The following is a 20,278-nucleotide window of genomic DNA, read 5'->3' on the forward strand; positions in this document are numbered from 1 at the left end:
CCTGGCGCCCCGGCCGGGGGCTTGCAGGTCCGCGACGAGTCCCTGGAGGGGGGGGCCGACCACGGCCTGGGCTGCCGGGGCGTCTTGACGCAGTGCGCGCGCCGCCACTGGGCTTCGCGCCGTTGGGCGGTGGTGGCGTCGTACCGGCCGGGAAGGCGGCGCCAGTCCGGTTCCCCGGGGACGATGCGCTCGTACGCGGAGGGCTGCTGGGCGGGCAGGGCGGACGGCGGCACGTGGGAGGGCTCCCCTCGGAGTTCCTGACTGATCGCGGGTGCCGGTGGGAGTCAGCCCCGGCCGGCGCCGGTGAGGAGGGGGCCCCACGGGTGCGCGTCGCCCGCTCGAGGACCTTGCGGGTGACGCCGGTCGGGGAGTCGGCCGCGTCGTGAACGACGAGGACGGCGGCCGACGGGGTGGGTCCGGCGGCGGCGAGTTCCTCGCGAACCTGCTCGCGCAGTTCGTCGGCGGAGGGCTCGGCGGTGCCGGGCCGGAGCCGTACGACGGCGACCGGGCGCTGCCCGAGTCCGTTCTCGGCGGGGACGCCGAAGACGGCGCGCTCCTGCACGACATGGCAGCGAGTGCCACGGGCCGCAGCCCAGGTCGCGGCGCTGTCCGGCCGTCCTGGGCTGCGCGCACTCCCCGTCCTCTCTTCCGCGCGGATGTGGGAGCCTTCCACGCATACGGAGTCAGTCGGGCTCGCCGGCCATGTTCAACTCGACGGACCACAGCACTGAGGAGAAACACATGCACGAGGAACAGCGACTGATCCGCAAGATCCTCACGGAGTCCGGGAACACCTGGGCCGTCGTGGGTCTTTCGTCGAACCAGGAGCGCGCCGCCTACGGGGTCGCCCGAGTCCTTCAGCAGTTCGGCAAGCGCGTCGTCCCCGTTCATCCCAAGGCGGAAACCGTGCACGGCGAGCAGGGGTACGCGTCCCTCGGCGCCATTCCGTTCCCCGTCGACGTGGTGGACGTCTTCGTCAACAGCGACCTCGCCGGAGCGGTCGCGGACGAGGCCGCCGCCATCGGTGCGAAGGCCGTCTGGTTCCAGCTCGGCGTCGTCGACGACGCCGCGTACGAGCGCACCCGCGCCGCCGGCCTCGACATGGTCATGAACCGCTGCCCTGCCATCGAGATTCCGCGCCTGGGCTGAGGCTGGGCGATCAGGAGCGGACGCCGCGACCGGCAGGCCGCGGAGCGCCGCTCAGCGCACGGGCGGGCAGGGCCGTCCGTGGGCCGCCGCCCGCGCCTCGAAGCCCGGGGGCAGCCAGCCGTGGGAGAGCAGGCGGGGGTGGGCCGGGAAGGCGGCGTGGGCGGCGAGGACGAAGATCAGGGAAGCCCAGAGGCTGTGCAGGCGGACGGTGGTGTAGCCGCGGCCGTTGATGTCGTGGAAGGCGCACTCGAAGGTGTCCGGGGCGGCCAGGTCCATGGTGGCCAGGCCGGGCCAGCCCAGGTCGAGCCAGGTCTCGGGGTGGGAGTAGATGGCGCGCCGGTCGGTGACGGTGAGTTCGCCGAGGCCGTTCTCCATCACCCAGCGGGGCTGGGCGGCGGCCATCGCCTGGTTCCTGCGGCTGGCGTTGCTCATGGCGTTGACGGCGAGCGCCCCGACGACGAAGCCGGTGGAGCCCATCGCCATGGTGCTGGTCTGGGTGTACGAGCCGTCGCCGAGCGGCCGCCAGGTGGAGCGGGCGGCGGGGCCCGCGGCCAGCGAGAGTTCGCCGGGGGCGAGGCGGGTGGTGGTGGGCAGCGGGGGCCGGTTGCACAGCAGGCCCCGGGTGAGGTCGTGGACGACACCGCAGGTGTAGAGGAGGTGGTCGTCCAACGGGCCCCAGGGCGGCTGCCCCTGGCCGTGTGCCTGCACCGGCAAAGTGTGGTCGTTCACTGCGCTTCCCCGTTCCGGTCGACGCACGACATCGTAGGACTCCCCGGGCCCGGCAGTCGACGTCTTCTACCGGGCGTGCGGCACCGGTCTGGCCGGCGGCACCGAGACCGCCATGGTCATCTCCATGGGCTCCGTGCCCTCGTTGGCGTACGCGTGCCGTACGTCCCCCTCGAACGTCACCGAGGTGCCCGCGGGCACCCGGTGGGCCGTGCCGTCCACCAGCAGGGTCAGCTCCCCGCGCGTCACGCGCAGGAGTTCGACGGTGCCCGGGGGGTGCGGGTCGGAGGCGCGGGAGTCGCCCGGCATCAGGAGCCAGGACCAGAGTTCGAGGGGGCCCGCGCTCTCGGTGCCGACGTGGAGGGTGGCGTGGCCGCCCGCTCCGGTGGACCACATCCGTACGGCCTGCTCCGGCGTCACCAGGCGGACACGGGTGGTCTGTTCCTCGTCGAGGAGGGTGGTGATGCTGATGCCCAGGGCGTCCGCCAGTTTGACGGTGGTGCCGACGCTGGGGTTGGTGCGGGCCTGCTCGATCTGGATGATCATGCCGCGGCTGACACCCGCGCGGGCGGCCAGCGCGTCGAGGGTGAAGCCCCGTTCACCGCGCCACCGCCTGAGGTTGCGGGCGAGCGACTGCGTGAGCTGGTCGAGGTCCGACACGTACCGTTCCGTCCCAGAAGTGGCCAGGCCGTGCAATGCGTTGGACGGCTGGTCCACTTTACTGGAATCCACTGGACCGACGGGAACGCCCGTGCGGGTCCGGGATCGCCTCAGGAGGCCTCCCCCTCCGCCAACTCGGCCAGCGCGACGAGCTGTTCCGGCGTGATGTCCGCCGGTATCGGCACGGGCGCGGGCGTGCGCAGCGGCGGCTGCCAGCCCTTCTCCTCGTCCCAGGTGCGTACGACCTTGGCCGGTGCGCCCGCGACCACCGCGTGGTCGGGGACCTCGCTCCGGACGACCGACCCGGCGGCGACGACGACGTTGCGGCCGAGCTTCGCGCCGGGCAGGATCACCGCGTTGGTGCCGATCCAGCAGCCCGGCCCGATCGACACGGGTGCCATGCGCGGCCACTGCTTGCCGACGGGCGTCCCGGGGTCGTCGTAACTGTGGTTGGTGGTCGTCACGTAGACGTGCGGCCCGAAGTAGACGTCGTCGGCGATGGTGACGGTGGTGTCCGCGATGATGTGGCTGCCCCGGCCGAGGACGACGCCGTTGCCCAGGGTGAGGATGGGGTCGGGGCCGAGGTCCAGGCCCGGCATCAGGCCGGCCGTCAGCGTGACGTTCTCCCCGATGATGCAGTGGTCCCCGAGGTGGATCCAGGGTTCGCCGAAGACCGTGCCCTGCGGGAAGGCCAGCTTGCTGCCGTGGCCGAGGGAGCCGAAGCGCAGCTTCCCCGGCCGTTGCGCGCTCACCGCTCCGGCCTGCTGGACCAGCCGCCAGCCCTCGTGCACGGCCCGCGTCGTCGCGCGCCGCCGCCAGTGCGAGGCCGCGGCGAGGGCTCCCGCGACCGGGGCCGGGAGGGCGGGAAAAGAGAACGTGTTTCTGTTCTTCGGCACCCGCACACGGTAGTCGGCGGCGCGGAAGCCGGTCACCGCCGTGACCTGTGATCTTCACCCCACGCCCGGCCTGCGCGCGAGGGCCGTACGGAGCACTGGGACGGTGCTCCGTACGGCCCTGCGTACTGCTCCGGGTACTGCGAAGGGCCGGACGCGTGAGGTCAGACCCTCTGGGTCAGGCCCTCGGGGTCAGAGGAGCCCGAGGCCCAGGTCCAGGTCCAGCAGATTGTGGTCATGACCGTGCCAGTGGTGGTCACAGTGCCAGCCCCCGTGGTGGTGCCAGCAGCGGTCGGCCGCCGCGGTCGCCCTGGCCGACTGGTCCGCCGTGCTCGCCGAGGCAGTGCCTGCGAGGGGCGCGATCGCGATGGCTGCCAGGGCCGAAGCCGCCACCGCTCGTCCGATTATGGCGCGCATACTGATCTCCTAGGTGAGGAGGAATGGGACACATTCAGGCATACCGTGCGCCATTCGTCGTATGACAGGGCTGGACGGGTTACGCCCGTTCGGACCCGTAGTGCGGCCGTTCGGACCCGTGCGGCTTGCGCGGCGGCGACCGGGGGTGTGCGTCAGGCCCCGGACGCGTCCCGTTCCCGCACCGCCGCCGCGTGCTGCGCCGCCAGGTCCCGGTACATCAGGGCGTTGACCTTGATGCCCTCGCGCTCCTCCTCGGTCAGCATGCGCCGCACCTTCGCCGGCACGCCCGCGACCAGGGACCCCGGCGGCACCACCATTCCCTGCGGCACCAGCGCCTGGGCGGCCACCAGCGAGCCCGCGCCGATCACCGCCCCGTTGAGCACGGTCGCGCCCATGCCGACCAGTACGTCGTCCTCGACGATGCAGCCGTGCAGCACCGCGTTGTGGCCGACCGAGACGCGCTCGCCGACGGTCACCGGGAAGCCGGGGTCGACGTGGACGGTGCAGTTGTCCTGGATGTTGGAGTCGGCGCCCAGCACGATGGGCCCGCAGTCGCCGCGCAGCACCGCGTGGTACCAGACGCCGGCCCCCGCGGCGAGCGTCACGTCGCCGACGACCACCGACGTGGGGGCGGCGAAGGCGTCGTCCGCGAGCTTCGGCTGCTTGCCGCCGATGCCCATGATCAAGGGCCGGCCTGCTGTTTCCGTCATGATGGGGTCCTTGTGCGTACGTTGTCGGGTTCTGCCGCGCCGCTGTCCTTGCCCGGCACCGTAGACGACGCCGCCCGGGCACGACGGAGCGGGGTGGCGCGTGACCGCCCCGGGCTGCGTCCCGCCCGGTCCGTGCCGCCGCCCCCCCCCTGCGCGGTGGTCGGCCGGAACGCCGCGCACAGGTGGTCCGCGTACCTCCGCTCGGTCGTCCCTCCCCGGGAGCACCGCCCGTGCCCCGAAACACGGGCGTCGCGCGGCAGCGACCAGCTCCGCGAAGCACTGGGGGTGTTCCGGCGGTGGACGCGCGCGGGCCGGGACGTGGCCGCCACCGTGCCCGCCGCGTGCGCGTCGTCGGCGCTGGGCGAGGCGCACGAAATGCGCCACGCCCCCGTCGCCGTGGTCGGCGCGGGGGCGTGGGCGGGAGAACGCAACTCGCGGGGGGTCAGTCGGCGCTGGCGGAAATCTTCTCCCGCTCGGCCGCCGACTGGGCCGGGGCCCCGGGGCGCGCGGCGGCCGACGACGGGGACTCCGACGCCTGCTCCGCCCGGTCCCCCTGCCCTGCCTGGCCCGCCTGCTCCGCCTCCGTCTTCGCCGCGGCCTTCTTCGCCCGGCTCTTCAGCACCAGCATGGACCCGATGCCGAAGGCCACGGCCAGCAGCAGACCCAGCCACGAGAACCTCTTCAGCCACGCCTCCGCGACCACGCCCACCGAGTAGACGACCGCCGTCGTGCCGCCCGCCCACAGAATGCCGCCCAGCACGTTGGCGATCAGGAACTTCCAGTACGGCATGCGCAGCACACCCGCCAGCGGCCCCGCGAAGATCCTCAGCAGCGCGACGAAGCGGCCGAAGAAGACCGCCCACATGCCCCACTTCTGGAACGACCGTTCCGCCATCGCGATCTGCGCGTCCCCGAAGTGCTTGGGGAACTTCCCGGCCATCCAGGCGAGCAGCGGCCTTCCGCCCCGGCGGCCGATCGCGTACCCGATCGAGTCGCCGATGATCGCGCCCGCCGTGGCGCACGCGCCCAGGACGTACGGGTCGATCTCACCGTGCTGGGAGGCGAGCAGGGCCGAACTGACGAGGACGATCTCACCGGGCAGCGGAATGCCGAGGCTCTCCAGACCGATGACCACCCCCACCAGGATGTAGATGCTGACCGCAGGCACGGTCTCCAGCCATTCCTGGACGTGCAAAGCCGGTTCCTCCGTCGTACGTGGATCTCTGGCGCTCAAGCGAACTGCCCGGCCCGCGCCCCGAAGGCGCACGCCGGGCAGCCTACCTCCCTGGCCGGGCCGCGGCGGCTGCGTCCCGGAGGCCGCACTCATGGTCGAATCCGGCCGTCGAGGACGTCACCGCCGGCGGCCGCGGTCTCGCACCGACGGCGGACGGCAGGACGCGGAAGGGCGGTGTTCCCCCTCCGCCGAGGGGGAACACCGCCCTTCCGAAGGGCCCAGGGTCAAGGGGGCCCGGCAGGTCACTTGTTGGGCCGCAGCGTCCAGACGACCGTCATCTCGCCCGTGACCGCGCCGTCCTCACGGGTGATCGCGATCTCGACCGGGAACTCCGGGCGCTCGCCCGCGTCCAGCTCCGCGACGACGTCGGCGACCGGGCGGCCGAGGGTGGCGGTCGCCGTGACCACGCCCATGGCCAGCTTCTTGTAGCCGATCTCCGCCTTGACGGCCAGCGGCACGGCACGCGTGAGCTGGTCGCCGAACGCGGCGATCACGATCGCGCCGCTCGCCGACTCGGCGAGGGTGAACATCGCTCCGGCGTGCGGTCCGCCGACGTGGTTGTGGTAGTCGGCCCGGTCCGGCAGGCGGACGACGGCCCGCTCGGGGGTGGTCTCCAGGAACTCCAGCCCCAAGGTGCGGGCCATCGGCACGGTGGCGGCGAGCATCTCGCCGACGGACATCTGATCTGCGCTCATGGCCGTGATGTTACCCACGAGTAGTCAGACTTGGCCATCCCCTCCGCCCGCACCTCCTGCGAAGCCTTCACCGTCCCTCCAGGGGCGACGGTGGCTCCCGCCCTCGCACACCTCTATGGTTACTGGCCATGTGGCCAGGACAGCAGCCGCCCGGGGGCGAGCAGAACCCGCAGGACCAGAACCAGAACCCGTACCAGCAGCCGGGGTACCAGTCGACGCCTCCCGCCGGGGGGCCGCCGACGCCGCCCCCTCCGCCGGGGCAGCCGCCGGGCGGGTACCAGCAGCCGGGTTACCACCAGCCGCCGACCCAGCCCGGATACGGCTACCCCGCCGCCGCGCCGACGCCCCCGCCCGGTGGCTTCGGTCACCAGGAGCCGTACACGGTACCGATGCAGGCGGGTCCGCCCGGACCCGGCGGTCCGGGTGACGACCGCAAGAAGACGGTCATCACCGCGGTGGTCGCGGGCGTGGTGGTCGTCGCCGCCCTCGCGGTGACCGGCGTCTTCGTCCTGGGCGGCGACAAGGAGGAGAAGCCGCCGGCGGCCGCTCCGAAGGCCTCGCAGTCCGGCGCCGACGGGGACTCCAAGCCCGCCACCGCCGCCCCGAGCGCACCCGCGCCGGGCGCGGGCGGCACGGGCAACCCGCGCGCGGGCATCGACGCCAAGCCGACCGTCCCCGGCTGGAAGGTCGTCATCAACCCCAAGCACGGCTCGATCTTCGACGTGCCGCCGGAGTGGGACGTCCAGTCGACCGACACGTACATCGGCTTCGAGGACGCCAAGAACCCGACCGGCCCGCCGATCGCAATCATGTCCGCGCCCGCCACGCTCAAGGAGCAGTGGTGCGTCACCGACGAGGACAACGACGGCGACCAGGACAAGAGCGCCCTCTCCCACGTGGGCACGACCGGCAGCATCAAGGGTGCGAAGGACACCGCGGAGGTCGCCCAGGGCCAGGCCGGCAACTGGGTCTTCGGCGGTTACGACCAGAAGCGCACCGGCAAGATCAACGTGACGAAGGGCAGGCCCTTCACCACCACGGCCGGTGTGGCGGGCAGCATCTCCGTCGGTACGGCGGTCGGCGTGAAGAAGGCCAACAAGTGCGCGTCGGACGGCAAGTCGTACGCCTTCGGCTTCAAGAACGCGAAGGGCGACTTCAAGACCTGGGTCTTCCACAGCGCCAAGGGCGTCAAGGACGAGGTTCCGGACGCGACCGTCATGAAGATCCTGGGCACGCTCCGGCTGGTGAAGTGATCCGCTCCGCCCGGTGACGCGACCCGCTCCCCCGGCCCCGCTGAACGGGCGTCCGGCACCACGGAGGTGCCGGACGCCCGTCCGCCTTTTCCGGTGCGTTCCCGGGGGCCTCACCCGACGATCCGGTACGTGCCCGGGCCTCACCCGATGCCGAACGCCCCGGCCGGCGGCTCGGGCGAGGCCACCGCCTCAGCGTCGGGCACCGGGGCCGCGCCCTTGACGAAGCGCACCAGGGAGTCCCCGTGCTCGACCCGGGCGGGGAAGGCGTCGGCGGCGGCGCGCCGCGCGAGGGCGGCGGTGTCCAGGGGGGCGCGCGAGGCGACCAGGACCGCGTTGCCGAACCGCCGCCCGCGCAGCACCCCCGGCTCGGCGATCAGCGCCAGCTCGGTGAACTCGCCGCGGAACGTGGCGAGTTGGGACCGCAGAAAGTCGAACGGCGCCCCGTCCGCGAGGTTCGCCACGTACACGCCGTCCGCCCGCAGCACCCGGGCCGCCTCCCGCGCGTACCCCACCGACGTGAAGGCGGCGGGCACCCGGGAGCCGCCGAAGACATCCGCGATCAGCACATCGGCGGAGGCGTCCGCCGCCCCTTCCAGCCAGCGCCGCCCGTCCGCCCCGTGCACGGTGATTCCCGCGCCCCCGTCCGGCAGCGGCAGGTGCTCGGTGACGAGCCGGAGCAGCCCCCGGTCGGCCTCGACGACCTCCTGCCGCGACCCGGGCCGCGTGACGGCGACGTAGCGCGGCAACGACAGCCCGCCCCCGCCGAGGTGCAGCACGTCGAGCGCCTCCCCGGCCCCGCCCACCCCGTCCACGACGTACGCGAGCCGGCGCGCGTACTCGAACTCCAGGTGGGCGGGGTCGTCCAGGTCGACGTACGACTGCGGCGCCCCGTCGACGGTGAGCAGCCAGGCCCGGGGCCGGTCGACGTCGGGGAGCAACCTGGCGACGCCGCCGTCCACCTCGCGTACGACGGGCACGGATTCCTTCATCCGTACATTCTCCCCCGGACCCGCCGGGGTCCCCGCCCTACCGGCGCCTGCCGGAAAACCATTCGCCGGACGCGGGCGGATCGGCAATGATCTGGCTCATGTTCCGGTATGCCTTCCTCGCAGCGCCGTCCGCAGTCGCGGACGCGCCGAAGGCTGCCGTCCTCGCACACCTCGCGGCCGATCACGCCGTCGCGGCACAGGCCGCGGTCGCCGTCCCCGCAGCAGTCGCAACTGCTGCCGCAGCGCCCCTCGACGGCGCCCGAAGCTGACCCTTCCCGGAGCGCGTCCGGCGGACCCCGTACGGGGAGGGTCGGCAGGCCCAGGGGGTCCACTCACGCTTCGCGTCACTTCGCAGAGGGAAACAGCCATGCCCAAGACGGCATACGTCCGCACCAAGCCGCACCTCAACATCGGCACCATGGGTCACGTCGACCACGGCAAGACCACGCTCACCGCCGCCATCACCAAGGTCCTCGCCGAGCGGGGGGCCGCCACCTTCGTCCCGTTCGACCGCATCGACCGGGCGCCGGAGGAGGCGCTGCGCGGCATCACCATCAACATCAGTCACGTCGAGTACGAGACCGACACCCGCCACTACGCCCACGTCGACATGCCCGGCCACGCCGACTACGTCAAGAACATGGTCACCGGCGCCGCCCAACTGGACGGCGCGATCCTGGTGGTGTCCGCGCTCGACGGCATCATGCCGCAGACCGCCGAGCACGTCCTGCTCGCCCGCCAGGTCGGCGTGAACCACATCGTCGTCGCCCTCAACAAGGCCGACGCCGGGGACGACGAGCTGACCGACCTGGTCGAGCTGGAGGTCCGCGAACTGCTCACCGCGCACGGCTACGGCGGCGACGCCGTCCCGGTCGTCCGCGTCTCCGGCCTCAAGGCCCTCGCGGGCGACCCGCGTTGGGAGGCGTCCGTCGAGGCGCTGCTCGACGCGGTCGACACCTATGTGCCGATGCCCGAGCGGTACGTGGACGCGCCGTTCCTGCTCCCGGTGGAGAACGTCCTCACCATCACCGGGCGCGGCACGGTCGTGACCGGTGCCGTGGAGCGCGGCACGGTGCGGATCGGGGACCGGGTGGAGGTGCTGGGCGCGGACATCGAGACGGTGGTGACCGGTCTGGAGACCTTCGGCAAGCCGATGGACTCCGCGCAGGCCGGGGACAACGTCGCACTGCTGCTGCGCGGAGTGCCCCGCGACGGGGTGCGCCGGGGGCACGTGGTGGCCGCGCCGGGCAGCGTGACGCCCGCGCGCCGCTTCGTTGCGCGGGTGCACGTCCTGTCGGCCGGGGACGGCGGGCGGACGACGCCGCTGACCTCCGGTTACCGGCCGCAGTTCTACCTCCGCACCGCGGACGTGGTCGGTGACGTGGACCTGGGCGAGGCCGCCGTCGCGCGTCCCGGCGAGACCGTCACCATGACGGTCGAACTCGGCCGTGACGTGCCGCTGGAGGCGGGCCTCGGCTTCGCGGTCCGCGAGGGCGGCCGCACGGTCGGCGCGGGCACCGTGAGCGAGGTGCTCGGGTAGGGGGTCCGGGAGGGGCTGTACGGTCCGCGTCCGCGCGGGTCCTTACGGCCCCTTCTGCCGCGCTGTGCCGTGCCGTGGTCAGAGGTTCCGCAGGGCTTCGCGCACCGACAGCGGGGAGAGCGTGTCGCGGTGGGCGTCGACGAAGGCGCGGACGGCCGCCGGGTCGGTCTTCGCGTACTCCCGCAGGCACCAGCCGATGGCCTTGCGGAGGAAGAAGTCGGGGTGGGTCGCTCGGCGTTCGCAGTAGGCGAAGAGGCGGCCGCTGTCGGTGGCGGCCCGGAAGCGCAGTTGGTGGAGGAGGGCGGTGCGGGCGACCCACGGGTCGTCGTCGCCGATCCAGTCGTCCATCACGCGCTTCAGCCCGGGGTCCGCCGCGACCAGCGCGCCGACGACGTGCGCGGCGAGCAGGTCGACCGTGTCCCACCAGGAGGTGGTCGTGATCAGGTGCCGGGCCGTCGGAAGGAAACCGGAGGAGAGGCGTCCGGCGTGCTCGCGCACATAGTCGACGGCGAAGTAGTGGTATTCGCGCTCCGGCAGGGCCCAGCAGCGCAGGGCGATCTCCGTGCAGTCGGCCTCGTCGGGGCGCGGCGTGCCGGCGAGGACGGTGCGGGAGAGGGCGCGGCGCTCGGGGGTGGGAATGCCGAGGAAGGGGGCGATGTGCTTCATGTACGCCGCCGCCTGCGCCGCCCGTGCCGGGTCCGCGGCGGCCGAGTACTCGATGGTGAGCCGCGCCATGACGGTGTCGGCGAGCGCGCCGTCGGGGCCGCCGTCGCCCGTACGGGTCAAGCCGGTCATGCGGTGCACATTACGGCGATCACACGCGTATGTCAGTTAGTCTCCCGGGATGTTCGACCACGCCTCTGGGGCCACGCCCCGCACGGACGCACCGCACACGGCCCCCCCGTGCACGGACCGCTCCGACGCGGACGGACCCCGCACGGGCAGAGTCACGGGCACCGCCGCCGGGGAGGACCCCGACACGGCCGACACCGACACGGAGAGCCCGAGCCCGGGCGACACCGGCACGGACGCCCCCGGCACGGTCGGCCATGACACGGACGGTCCCGGCACGGAGAGCCTCAGCCCGGACGGCACAGGCACGAGCGGCACCGGCACGCACGGTTCCGGCACGGACGCCCCCCGCCCGGACGCCACCGGCACCCGCACCCGCACCACCCGTTCCGGCGCTCCCGCCGCCGTGCGCTTCGCGCGCGTGCTGCTGTCGCCCTGGGCGCGTCTCGCGCTGCTCCTGGTCGTCCTCGCCTCCGCGGCGACCGCGGTCCTGCTCTACGAGCCGCAGAAGATGCTGGCCGACGGCTGGCCGCCGCAGTGGGGCGGGGCCATGGCCGCCGTCCTCTTCGGGGTCGCGTACGGACTGTGCACCGTGGCCTTCGTACCGCGCCCGATCCTCAACCTGGCGGCGGGCGCCCTCTTCGGCACCGCGCTCGGTCTCACCACGTCCATCGGCGGTACCGTGCTGGGCGCCGGCATCTCCTTCGGGCTGGGCCGGCTGCTGGGCCAGGACGCGCTGCGGCCCATGCTGCGCGGGCGGGTGCTGCTGGCGGCGGACGGGGTGCTGAGCCGGCACGGGTTCCGGTCGATGCTGGCGATCCGGCTCTTCCCCGGGGTGCCGTTCGCCGCCGCGAACTACTGCGCGGCGGTCTCCCGCATGCGGTACCTGTCCTTCCTGACGGCCACCGGCCTCGGCTCGATCCCCAACACCCTGGCGTACGTCATAGCGGGCAGCGAGGCCTCCTCACCGACCTCCCCGGCGTTCCTGATCTCGACGGGGTTCATCGTGGTGTCGAGCATCGCCGGGGTGGTGGTGGCCTGGTGCAAGCGGCACTCGATCGGCCGGTCCGCGGTGCCGGCGTCCGCCGACGCCCCGTCGGACCCGGCTCCCGAACGGGCGAAGGCCCCCGCGCTCCCCCTCTCGCACAAGTGAACTCCCGGCGGCGGCACCGGGCCACGCCCGACGCCCGCTGATCACCCTCCGGCCACCTTCCGCGGGTACGCTGCGCACCACTCACCCCACCCTCCGCGCGGCGGCGCTCCGCCGCGCGCCCTCTCGGGACGGCGCCACCCCTCATGAGCTGGTTCGAATCCTTCATCCTCGGCCTGGTCCAGGGCCTGACCGAGTTCCTGCCCGTCTCCTCCAGCGCCCACCTGCGGCTGACGGCGGCGTTCGCGGGCTGGCACGACCCGGGGGCGGCGTTCACCGCGATCACCCAGATCGGCACGGAGACGGCGGTCCTGATCTACTTCCGCAAGGACATCGCGACGATCGTCGGCGCGTGGTTCCGCTCGCTGCGGGACAAGTCGATGCGGAGCGACCACGACGCGCAACTGGGCTGGCTGGTGATCGTGGGTTCGATCCCGATCGGGGTGCTGGGCGTGACGCTCAAGGACCAGATCGAGGGCCCGTTCCGCGACCTGCGCCTGATCGCCACCACGCTGATCGTGATGGGCGTGGTGCTGGGCGTCGCGGACCGGCTGGCGGCGCGCGCCGAGCGGGAGACCGGTCGGCACACGGCGGGCAACCACCGCAAGACGCTGAAGGACCTGGGCGTCAAGGACGGTCTGGTCTACGGCCTCTGCCAGGCGATGGCTCTGATCCCGGGCGTCTCCCGGTCCGGGGCGACGATCAGCGGCGGCCTGCTGATGGGCTACACCCGGGAGTCGGCGGCCCGGTACTCGTTCCTGCTGGCGATTCCGGCGGTACTGGCGTCCGGGCTCTACGAGCTGAAGGACGTGGGCGAGGGGCACGTGTCGTGGGGGCCGACGCTCCTGGCGACCGTGGTGGCGTTCGGCGTCGGCTATGCCGTCATCGCCTGGTTCATGCGCTTCATCACGACGAAGAGCTTCATGCCGTTCGTGTACTACCGGATCGCGCTCGGGGTGCTGCTGTTCGTGCTGGTGGGCATGGGCGTGCTGAGCCCGCACGCGGGCGAGTCGGCGGGCTGAGCCGCCGGCCGGGGCGCGCCACGGGCCGGGGCGGCGCACACTCGTGCCCCACGGGCCCTTGGCGGCGCGACCGCGCTGGTCGAGACTGTGGCGATGACCCAGCGTGTGGAACTCGCGACCGTTATGGACCGGCTGGCCGTCGACGCGGTGATCACCGGTTACGCCGTGGCCGTCGACGACGCCGACTGGACCGCGTACGAGGCCCTGTTCACCCCCGACGGCCGCGCCGACTACCGCTCGGCCGGCGGCATCGAGGGCCCGGCGGGGCAGGTCGCCGGGTGGCTCGCGGAGACGCTCACGGTCTTTCCCGTACGTCAGCACCTGATCGTCAACCGGCGGCTGCGGCTGGAGGACCTCAACGGGGACACGGGCGACCGGGCGGAACTCCAGGCCGACTACCTCAACCCGATGTTCCTGGAGCAGCCGGGCCGCCCGGCCGGCGCCCCGGCCCCGAACTTCGTCACCGGCGGCCGCTACGCCTTCGAGCTGCTGCGCTCCGAGGAGGGCGCCTGGCGGGTGCGCCGGGTGACCGTGCACGAGAAGTGGCGGCGCACGGACCCGCACGCGCTCTGAACGCCCACTGTCCCGCCGTGCCCCGCTCCCCCACACTGGGATCATCACGGCGGTGGTGAGGAGGCGCGGCATGCCGAAGCAGTGGGTGTCGAGCGGGCGCCCGGACCGCCTGCGACCGGACGACGGCCGGGAGGCACCCGCCGGGGACCTCGTCCGAACACCGGCGCCGCCCCGGCGCCGCGTGCTCGCCACCCGTCCCCGGCGTGCCCTCGCCGCGCTCCTCGCCGGGGCCCTGCCGGTGTTCGCGTTCCCCGCGCCGGGGCTGTGGTGGTTCGCGTATGTCGCCCTGGTGCCCTGGATGCTGCTGCTCCGGTCGGCCCCGACCGGCCGGCGGGCCGCGCTGGAGGGGTGGCTGGGCGGGGTCGGGTTCGTGGTGGCGGTGCACCACTGGCTGATGCCGAGCCTGCATGTGTTCATCGTGGTGCTGGCGGCCCTGCTGGGGCTGCTGTGGCTGCCGTGGGGTGTGCTCGTACGTTTCCTGCTCGGCGGCAGACCGACCGCACGGCGCGCCGCGGCCGCCGTCGCCGTGCTGCCGTCCGGGTGGCTGATGGTGGAACTGGCCCGTTCCTGGGAGGCGCTGGGCGGTCCCTGGGGGCTGCTCGGCTCGTCGCAGTGGGACGTGACGGCCGCGCTGCGGCTGGCCTCGTTGGGCGGGGTGTGGCTGGTGACGCTGCTGGTGGTGGCCGTGAACACCGCCGTCGTGGTGCTGCTGACGCTGCGGCACGCCCGCACCGCGGCCCTCTGCGCCCTCCTGGCCTGCGCCGTCCTGGCCGGGACGGGATGGTTCCTGGCCCCGCTTCCGGCTGCCGAGCGCACCGCCAGGGTCGCCGTCGTCCAGCCCGGGGTCTTCGACGGCGACGGCAGTGCCGGACAACGTCTGGCCCGGGGCGAGGAGTTGACCCGTACGCTCGCGGGAGAGCGGGTGGACCTGGTGGTGTGGGGCGAGAGCAGCGTCGGCGAGGACCTGGTGGCCCGGCCCGACGTGGCGGCCCGGATCACCGCACTGTCCTGGGCCCTCGACACGTATCTCCTGGTGAACGTGGACGCCCGGCGCTCCGACCGGCCCGGCATCTTCAAGTCGTCGGTGCTGGTGGGGCCCGAGGGGCCGACGGGGGCGCGGTACGACAAGATGCGGCTCGTCCCGTTCGGTGAGTACGTCCCGGCGCGCGCCCTGCTCGGCTGGGCCACCTCGGTCGGCAAGGCGGCCGGCGAGGACCGGATGCGGGGCACGGCCCCGGTGGTGATGGCGCTGCCGAACGGGCTGCGTCCCGGCCCGCTGGTCTGCTTCGAGTCGGCGTTCCCCGACATGAGCCGCCGCCTGGTCAGGGACGGCGCGGACCTGCTGATCGCGCAGTCCGCGACGTCCACCTTCCAGCACAGCTGGGCCCCCGAGCAGCACGCGACGCTCGCCGCGCTGCGGGCCGCCGAGTCGGGGCGGCCGATGGTGCACGCCACGCTCACCGGGGTGAGCAGTGTGTACGGGCCCGACGGCCGCCGGATCGGGCGGCCGCTGGGCACCGACCGGAGCGCCGCCGCGGTCTACGAGGTACCGCTGGCGGCCGGTCTGACCCCGTACGCGCGGTACGGCGACTGGGCGGTGCACCTGGCGCTGGCCGCACTGGCGCTGCTGCTCGCCGGGGAGGGGGTGCGCCGCCTCAGGAAGCCTGTCCCAGGACCGTCCGTACCACGCGCTCGCACAGCTCGTGCGTGGCGAGCGCGTCGCGGGCACCGAGCAGCCTCTGCGCCCGTACGGAGTCCAGGAACCCGGTGACGGCCTGCTCGATGCCGCGCTGGCGGGCGACGGGCACCCAGTCGCCGCGGCGGCGGACGGTCGGCTGCCCCTTGTGGTCGATGATCTCGGCGAGGTTGACGACCTGCCGCTTGCTGTCCTGGCCGGAGACTTCCAGGATCTCCTCGGTGGAGCCCGACACGTGGTTCATGGTGCCGATCGCGGTGAAGCCGTCGCCGGAGAGCTGGAGCACGACGTGGTGCAGCAGCCCCTCCACCACGCGCCCCCGCACGTCGACGTGGTCGATCTCGCCGGGCGCCAGGAAGCGCAGGGTGTCGACGACGTGGATGAAGTCGTCCAGGACGAAGGTGCGGGGCTCCTCGGGCAGGCCGACGCGGTTCTTCTGCATCAGGATCAGGTCGCGCGGGTGGTCGGCGCACTGCGCGTAACCGGGGGCCAGCCGGCGGTTGAAGCCGACGGCGAGGCTGACCCCGCGCTCCTCGGCGAGCTCCACCAGCCGCACGGAGTCGGCCAGGTCGTACGCGAGGGGCTTGTCCACGTACGTCGGGACGCCCGCCTCCAGGAGGGCGGTGACCAGCTTCGGGTGCGCGGAGGTCGACGCGTGCACGAAGGCCGCGTCCAGGCCCTGCGCGAGGAGCCCGTCGAGCGTGGTGTGGGTCCGGGCGGACGGGATGCGGTGGGTCTCGGCGATGCGGGCCAGTGTGCCGAGGGTGCGGGTCTGGAGGTGGATCTCGACCCCCGGAAGGGACGCGAGGACGGGCAGGTACGCCTTCTGCGCGATGTCGCCGAGGCCGATGACGCCGATCTTCACGGGGGTCTCCCTCTGTGCTGCTAGGACTGCTGGGCCTGTCGTGCCTGGTGAACAGGTGTCCGGGCAGCATACGTGCGCTGCGGGGGCCGCCAGTCGCAGACTCCGTCGAAGGCCCGCAGGGCCAGCGCGGAGGGGCCCAGGCCCGCCAGGCGGAGCACGGTGTCGCGGAGGGCCGCGCCCGGTGCGCCGGCCGGCATGGCCAGCCGGGCGATCTTCGCGGACTTGGCGACGATGCCGGTCGTACGGGGCAGCCGGTCCGCGGTGAAGGCGGCGAGCCCCGCTCCGAGGTCCCCGTCCGGGTCCAGGTGGTGGCCGAGGACGACGCCGTCCTCGATGGACTGGTTGCCGCCCTGGCCCATGGTCGGGCACATGGCGTGCGCGGCGTCGCCGATGAGGACGGTGCGGCCGCGGTGGAAGGTGTCGAGCGGGGTGTCCAGGTGGAAGACGTCGTGCCGCAGGACCTGGTCGTCGGTGGCGGCGGCGACGATCTGCGGCACGGGGTGGTGCCAGTCGCCGAAGCGGCGCAGCAGCTCGGCCTTCTCGCCGTCGGCCGAGCGGCCTCCGACGGGGGTGCGGGCGGCGGCGTAGGCGTAGACCCGGCCGTCCTTGAGGGGCTGGGTGCCCCAGAGCATGCCGCGCCCCCAGGTCTCGTGCGGGGCGAAGGGGCCGGCGGGCGCGGGGACGACGACCCGCCAGGTGGTGAACCCGGCGTAGCCGGCTCCGGGGTGCTCGGGGAAGAGGACGTTCCGGACTCCCGAGCGCACGCCGTCGGCCCCGACGACGACGTCGGCCTCGATGTCGCCCGCGCCGGTACGGACCACGGCGGGCCGTCCGCCGGGCTCGCCCGCGTCCACGAGGGAGGCGGCGGCGCCGGTGCGGACGGTGCCCTCGGGGAGCGCGGCGGACAGGACGTCCACGAGGGTGGCGCGGTGCAGCAGGACGAGCGGTCCGCCGAAGCGCTCGGCGGCGGCGGCACTGTCGGTACGGGACAGCCAGCGGCCGCCCGGTGCGCGTATCCCGCCTTCGCCCTGCCAGGCGGCGAGGTCGCGGACGGTGTCGCCGAGGCCGATGACGTCCAGGGCGCGCAGGGAGTTGGGAGCGAGGCCGATGCCGGCGCCGACCGGGGCCAGGGAGGCGGCCCGTTCCAGGACGGTGACCTGCCAGCCGCGCTGGAGAAGGGTGGCGGCGGCGGTGAGGCCGCCGATGCCGCTGCCGACGACGAGGGCGCGGCGGGGCCGGTGCTGCGAGTTCCGGGGCACGTGCGGGGACATGACGCCTCCTGGGTGACTACACCTGTAGTGACATCTCGCACGCTACTACACATGTAGTGAGCGGAGGTAGGCTGGTCCCATGACCGCACGCACCTCCCCCGGCTTCCGTGAGACCCCCGCCCACCGAGCGGACCGCGTCGCCGACGCCGCCCTGAAGCTCCTGGTCGAGCGGGGAATGCGCGGGCTGACCCACCGGGCCGTGGACGAGGCGGCGGGCCTGCCGCAGGGTTCGACCTCCAACTGCGCCCGCACCCGCCAGGCCCTGCTGGAACTCGCGGTGCGCAGGCTGGCCGTGGTGGAGAGCGAGGCACTGGGGGTGCGCTCGCTCCCGGGCTCCGGGCCCGGCGACGGACCGGGCCCCGGACCCGGACCCGGTCTCGACCAGTTGGTGGACCTGCTCGCCGACACCCTGCACCGGTACCTCACCGAGCACCGCTCCCTGCTGATCGCCCGCTACGAACTGGGCCTCGAAGCCACCCGCAGGCCCGAACTCCGCGAGTTCTACGACGCCACGGGGCGGGCCGGCTTCCAGGGGCCGCTGATCGCGCTGATGACGGCGGCCGGCTCGCGGGAGCCCGAACGGCACACGCTGTCGCTGGTCGCGTGGGTGGAGGGGCTGATGTACTCCTGTGCCGCGGGCTCCTACCACGCGTCCGTGCCGACGCGGGCGGAGCTGCGCACCGGCTTCGGCGAGCTGCTGCGCGGCATGCTCGGCGGGTAGGCCCGTTTCGTACGGTACGTGAGCACCTGGCCCGCGCTTCACTCGTGTGGAGCAATATCGGCCTCCCGGCTTCCCCCACGGGCGGCGGGCTCTACAGAGTGGCGCGGGTGCACCGAACGAAAACCGTGACGAGAACCGTGACGAGAACCGCTGCGACGCTCCTGGTCGGGGTCGCCGTGTCGGCCGTGTCGGGCTGTGTGGCCGCCGACGCGGACCGGCCCGGACCGCCCGCAGCCCGGTCCCCCGCCGCCCAGCAGCCCCGCCCGCCCCAACTGCCCCACATGATCGGGAACGGCGGCAGCCCCGGCGAGCTGGTCGAGGCGCCCGTCCACGAGGTGCTCGAAGCGGCTCTGCTGCCCTCCGAGCGCGCCCCCGAACCGGCCGCCGCCCCACCGGCCTCCCGCGAACCCCGCCCCCGGGCGGCGGACGACGAGCCGCGGCCGCCCGCGCGCCGGGCGGCCGCCCCGAAGACCCCCACCGCGCCCCCGGAGCCCGTGCCCCGCCGCGAGCCGGAGCGGGGGCGGCCCGCCCTGCCGAAGCTCCCCACCTCGGCGGCGGACGTGTGCGCGCTGGGCGCCGACTACGGCGGCTGGCAGCCGGACAGCCCGCAGGCCCGCATCTGCCGTGAGGCATACGGGCGTTGACGCCCGGCCTCAACGCCCGGCCCGGCGCGCCTCACGGCCCGGCCAGGCGCGCCTCCAGCCGTCCGATCGCCTCCCGCACGCCCAGCGCCGGGCGCTCCCGCTCCCCGAGCGCTTCGGCCAGGGCGCGGGCCCTGCGCAGATGGACGCGGGCGGCCTCCGGGCGGCCCAGCTCCAGGTAGTCGGCGGCCAGGTCCAGATGCAGGCGGGGGTGGAAGCCGCGCAGTTCCGCCGGCGGGCGGCGGCCTCCCCGGCCGCCGTCGCGCCCGTCGGCGGCGGCCAGGGCCCGCAGGTCCCAGAGCAGCCGGTCCCGGGGGGCGTCCTGGGCGTCGGCCAGGTAGTGCGCGGCCATGCAGCGGTGCCACGGGTCGCCCTGCGGGCCCAGCTCCTCCCACAGCGCCCCGAACCTGCTGCGGGCCTCCTCCCGGTCACCGGCGTGCAACAGGATCGCCGTCTGCCCGATCCGGGTCATCACGGCCTCCTCCGACGTCTCCTGCTGCTCCACCACTGCGGCCTCCGCTGCGTGCCCGGTCGCTCGACTCTCCCGGTGACGCTAGCCGCAGGCGGGGGCGATCGGGCTCAGGCTCAGCCCAGGTTCGGCAGGGTCCAGTCGATCGCCTCGTGGCCCTGCTCGGCGACGGCGGCGTTGATCTGGGTGAAGGGGCGCGAGCCGAACCACTTCTTCGCGGACAGCGGGGAGGGGTGCGCGCCCTTGACCACCGCGTGCCGCTCGGTGTCGATCAGCGGGAGCTTCTTCTGGGCGTAGTTGCCCCACAGCACGAAGACCGCCGGGTCGGGGCGGTCGGCCACCGCGCGGATGACGGCGTCGGTGAACTTCTCCCAGCCCTTGCCCTTGTGCGAGTTCGCCTCGCCCTTGCGGACGGTGAGCACCGCGTTGAGCAGCAGCACGCCCTGCTCGGCCCACGGCATGAGGTAGCCGTTGTCCGGGATGGGGGTGCCCAGCTCCTCGTGCATCTCCTTGTAGATGTTGCGCAGGGAGGGCGGCGTCTTCACGCCGGGCCGCACCGAGAAGCACAGCCCGTGCCCCTGGCCCTCGCCGTGGTACGGGTCCTGGCCGAGGACCAGGACCTTCACCTTGTCGTACGGGGTGGCCTCCAGGGCGGCGAAGACCTGCTCGCGCGGGGGGTAGACCGGGCCGGCGGCCCGTTCCTCCTCGACGAACTCCAGGAGCTCCTTGAAGTAGGGCTTCTCCAGCTCCTCGCCGAGGACCCCGCGCCAGGACTCGGGCAGCATCTGGATGTCCGTCACGTCAACAACCTC

22 protein-coding genes and 1 pseudogene are annotated in these 20,278 nt (G+C 73.7%); 9 read left to right on the forward strand and 14 right to left on the reverse strand.

What is annotated here, in order from left to right; translation table 11 throughout:
• Window positions 1–400 precede the first annotated feature (400 nt).
• A pseudogene (locus ACZ56L_RS31580) lies at window positions 401–673 on the reverse strand (AMP-binding enzyme); the annotation flags it as partial.
• A 68-nt stretch (window positions 674–741) separates the two neighbouring features.
• Here ACZ56L_RS31580 and ACZ56L_RS31585 point away from each other — a divergent pair.
• Window positions 742–1,149 carry a CoA-binding protein gene (locus tag ACZ56L_RS31585; RefSeq protein ID WP_468688882.1) on the forward strand — a complete coding sequence of 136 codons (408 nt, stop codon included), beginning with the start codon at window positions 742–744 and terminating at the stop codon, window positions 1,147–1,149.
• A 51-nt stretch (window positions 1,150–1,200) separates the two neighbouring features.
• Here ACZ56L_RS31585 and ACZ56L_RS31590 read toward each other — a convergent pair whose 3' ends face one another.
• The 7 genes from ACZ56L_RS31590 to ACZ56L_RS31620 form a co-directional block, all read right to left on the reverse strand.
• Window positions 1,201–1,878 (reverse strand): hypothetical protein, encoded by a 678-nt coding sequence (locus ACZ56L_RS31590; RefSeq protein WP_345225239.1) that lies wholly within the window; start codon window positions 1,876–1,878, stop codon window positions 1,201–1,203.
• 66 nt (window positions 1,879–1,944) lie between these two features.
• A complete protein-coding gene (locus ACZ56L_RS31595) occupies window positions 1,945–2,535 on the reverse strand; it encodes an XRE family transcriptional regulator (protein WP_345226691.1) in 591 nt (196 codons plus the stop codon).
• 110 nt (window positions 2,536–2,645) lie between these two features.
• A complete protein-coding gene (locus ACZ56L_RS31600; protein ID WP_468688880.1) occupies window positions 2,646–3,431 on the reverse strand; it encodes an acyltransferase in 786 nt (261 codons plus the stop codon).
• Between the two features lie 189 nt (window positions 3,432–3,620).
• Window positions 3,621–3,845, reverse strand: a complete 225-nt coding sequence (locus ACZ56L_RS31605) for a hypothetical protein (RefSeq protein WP_345225235.1) — start codon at window positions 3,843–3,845, stop codon at window positions 3,621–3,623.
• Window positions 3,846–3,997: 152 nt separating this feature from the next.
• Window positions 3,998–4,555 carry a gamma carbonic anhydrase family protein gene (locus tag ACZ56L_RS31610; RefSeq protein WP_471067945.1) on the reverse strand — a complete coding sequence of 186 codons (558 nt, stop codon included), beginning with the start codon at window positions 4,553–4,555 and terminating at the stop codon, window positions 3,998–4,000.
• Window positions 4,556–4,997: 442 nt separating this feature from the next.
• Window positions 4,998–5,750, reverse strand: a complete 753-nt coding sequence (locus tag ACZ56L_RS31615) for a DedA family protein (protein WP_468688877.1) — start codon at window positions 5,748–5,750, stop codon at window positions 4,998–5,000.
• A 281-nt stretch (window positions 5,751–6,031) separates the two neighbouring features.
• A complete protein-coding gene (locus ACZ56L_RS31620) occupies window positions 6,032–6,469 on the reverse strand; it encodes a DUF4442 domain-containing protein (RefSeq protein WP_345226688.1) in 438 nt (145 codons plus the stop codon).
• A gap of 143 nt (window positions 6,470–6,612) precedes the next feature.
• Here ACZ56L_RS31620 and ACZ56L_RS31625 point away from each other — a divergent pair, with 143 nt between their 5' ends.
• Window positions 6,613–7,737: a DUF8017 domain-containing protein gene (locus tag ACZ56L_RS31625; protein ID WP_471067948.1), complete on the forward strand. Its 1,125-nt coding sequence runs from the start codon at window positions 6,613–6,615 to the stop codon at window positions 7,735–7,737.
• Between the two features lie 140 nt (window positions 7,738–7,877).
• Here the strand turns inward: ACZ56L_RS31625 and ACZ56L_RS31630 are convergent, their stop codons facing one another.
• Entirely contained in the window at window positions 7,878–8,726 is an 849-nt protein-coding gene (locus ACZ56L_RS31630; protein WP_471067951.1) for a spermidine synthase, read from the reverse strand.
• Between the two features lie 367 nt (window positions 8,727–9,093).
• Here ACZ56L_RS31630 and tuf point away from each other — a divergent pair, with 367 nt between their 5' ends.
• Window positions 9,094–10,266, forward strand: a complete 1,173-nt coding sequence (gene tuf / locus ACZ56L_RS31635; protein WP_471067954.1) for an elongation factor Tu — start codon at window positions 9,094–9,096, stop codon at window positions 10,264–10,266.
• A 78-nt stretch (window positions 10,267–10,344) separates the two neighbouring features.
• Here tuf and ACZ56L_RS31640 read toward each other — a convergent pair whose 3' ends face one another.
• Window positions 10,345–11,061: a DNA alkylation repair protein gene (locus ACZ56L_RS31640; protein WP_471067957.1), complete on the reverse strand. Its 717-nt coding sequence runs from the start codon at window positions 11,059–11,061 to the stop codon at window positions 10,345–10,347.
• 403 nt (window positions 11,062–11,464) lie between these two features.
• On the opposite strand from ACZ56L_RS31640, the gene ACZ56L_RS31645 reads away from it, so the two are divergent.
• From ACZ56L_RS31645 to lnt, 4 genes are all read left to right on the forward strand, one after another.
• Window positions 11,465–12,211 (forward strand): TVP38/TMEM64 family protein, encoded by a 747-nt coding sequence (locus tag ACZ56L_RS31645; RefSeq protein ID WP_401763689.1) that lies wholly within the window; start codon window positions 11,465–11,467, stop codon window positions 12,209–12,211.
• A 143-nt stretch (window positions 12,212–12,354) separates the two neighbouring features.
• Window positions 12,355–13,230, forward strand: a complete 876-nt coding sequence (locus ACZ56L_RS31650; RefSeq protein ID WP_468688869.1) for an undecaprenyl-diphosphate phosphatase — start codon at window positions 12,355–12,357, stop codon at window positions 13,228–13,230.
• 93 nt (window positions 13,231–13,323) lie between these two features.
• Entirely contained in the window at window positions 13,324–13,803 is a 480-nt protein-coding gene (locus tag ACZ56L_RS31655; RefSeq protein WP_471067960.1) for a nuclear transport factor 2 family protein, read from the forward strand.
• 70 nt (window positions 13,804–13,873) lie between these two features.
• Window positions 13,874–15,574: an apolipoprotein N-acyltransferase gene (gene lnt / locus ACZ56L_RS31660; RefSeq protein ID WP_471067963.1), complete on the forward strand. Its 1,701-nt coding sequence runs from the start codon at window positions 13,874–13,876 to the stop codon at window positions 15,572–15,574.
• Here the strand turns inward: lnt and ACZ56L_RS31665 are convergent.
• Together ACZ56L_RS31665 and ACZ56L_RS31670 are read right to left on the reverse strand one after the other, a co-directional pair.
• On the reverse strand, window positions 15,459–16,364 hold the full coding sequence (locus tag ACZ56L_RS31665; RefSeq protein ID WP_471067965.1) for a Gfo/Idh/MocA family protein: 906 nt from the start codon (window positions 16,362–16,364) through the stop codon (window positions 15,459–15,461). The genes lnt and ACZ56L_RS31665 overlap by 116 nt on opposite strands.
• 20 nt (window positions 16,365–16,384) lie before the next feature.
• Window positions 16,385–17,635, reverse strand: coding sequence for an FAD-dependent monooxygenase (locus ACZ56L_RS31670; RefSeq protein ID WP_471067968.1), 1,251 nt, complete (start codon window positions 17,633–17,635; stop codon window positions 16,385–16,387).
• Between the two features lie 79 nt (window positions 17,636–17,714).
• Here ACZ56L_RS31670 and ACZ56L_RS31675 point away from each other — a divergent pair, with 79 nt between their 5' ends.
• Window positions 17,715–18,356, forward strand: coding sequence for a TetR/AcrR family transcriptional regulator (locus ACZ56L_RS31675; RefSeq protein WP_345225210.1), 642 nt, complete (start codon window positions 17,715–17,717; stop codon window positions 18,354–18,356).
• Window positions 18,357–18,493: 137 nt separating this feature from the next.
• On the forward strand, window positions 18,494–19,000 hold the full coding sequence (locus tag ACZ56L_RS31680; protein ID WP_401763438.1) for a hypothetical protein: 507 nt from the start codon (window positions 18,494–18,496) through the stop codon (window positions 18,998–19,000).
• Between the two features lie 31 nt (window positions 19,001–19,031).
• Here the strand turns inward: ACZ56L_RS31680 and ACZ56L_RS31685 are convergent, their stop codons facing one another.
• Both ACZ56L_RS31685 and ACZ56L_RS31690 read right to left on the reverse strand, forming a co-directional pair.
• Window positions 19,032–19,505 carry a hypothetical protein gene (locus tag ACZ56L_RS31685; RefSeq protein WP_380837584.1) on the reverse strand — a complete coding sequence of 158 codons (474 nt, stop codon included), beginning with the start codon at window positions 19,503–19,505 and terminating at the stop codon, window positions 19,032–19,034.
• A gap of 77 nt (window positions 19,506–19,582) precedes the next feature.
• A complete protein-coding gene (locus tag ACZ56L_RS31690) occupies window positions 19,583–20,266 on the reverse strand; it encodes a uracil-DNA glycosylase (protein ID WP_345225205.1) in 684 nt (227 codons plus the stop codon).
• Window positions 20,267–20,278 lie beyond the last annotated feature (12 nt).

This window comes from Streptomyces sp. NPDC039736 (assembly GCF_055596485.1).

Coding starts and splice junctions, on each gene's coding strand:
- ACZ56L_RS31585 (WP_468688882.1), top strand. CDS start 742: ATGCACGAGGAACAGCGACTGATCCGCAAGATCCTCACGGAGTCCGGG.
- ACZ56L_RS31605 (WP_345225235.1), bottom strand. CDS start 3,845: ATGCGCGCCATAATCGGACGAGCGGTGGCGGCTTCGGCCCTGGCAGCC.
- ACZ56L_RS31610 (WP_471067945.1), bottom strand. CDS start 4,555: ATGACGGAAACAGCAGGCCGGCCCTTGATCATGGGCATCGGCGGCAAG.
- ACZ56L_RS31620 (WP_345226688.1), bottom strand. CDS start 6,469: ATGTCCGTCGGCGAGATGCTCGCCGCCACCGTGCCGATGGCCCGCACC.
- ACZ56L_RS31625 (WP_471067948.1), top strand. CDS start 6,613: ATGTGGCCAGGACAGCAGCCGCCCGGGGGCGAGCAGAACCCGCAGGAC.
- ACZ56L_RS31630 (WP_471067951.1), bottom strand. CDS start 8,726: ATGAAGGAATCCGTGCCCGTCGTACGCGAGGTGGACGGCGGCGTCGCC.
- tuf (WP_471067954.1), top strand. CDS start 9,094: ATGCCCAAGACGGCATACGTCCGCACCAAGCCGCACCTCAACATCGGC.
- ACZ56L_RS31640 (WP_471067957.1), bottom strand. CDS start 11,061: ATGACCGGCTTGACCCGTACGGGCGACGGCGGCCCCGACGGCGCGCTC.
- ACZ56L_RS31650 (WP_468688869.1), top strand. CDS start 12,355: ATGAGCTGGTTCGAATCCTTCATCCTCGGCCTGGTCCAGGGCCTGACC.
- ACZ56L_RS31655 (WP_471067960.1), top strand. CDS start 13,324: ATGACCCAGCGTGTGGAACTCGCGACCGTTATGGACCGGCTGGCCGTC.
- lnt (WP_471067963.1), top strand. CDS start 13,874: ATGCCGAAGCAGTGGGTGTCGAGCGGGCGCCCGGACCGCCTGCGACCG.
- ACZ56L_RS31670 (WP_471067968.1), bottom strand. CDS start 17,635: ATGTCCCCGCACGTGCCCCGGAACTCGCAGCACCGGCCCCGCCGCGCC.
- ACZ56L_RS31675 (WP_345225210.1), top strand. CDS start 17,715: ATGACCGCACGCACCTCCCCCGGCTTCCGTGAGACCCCCGCCCACCGA.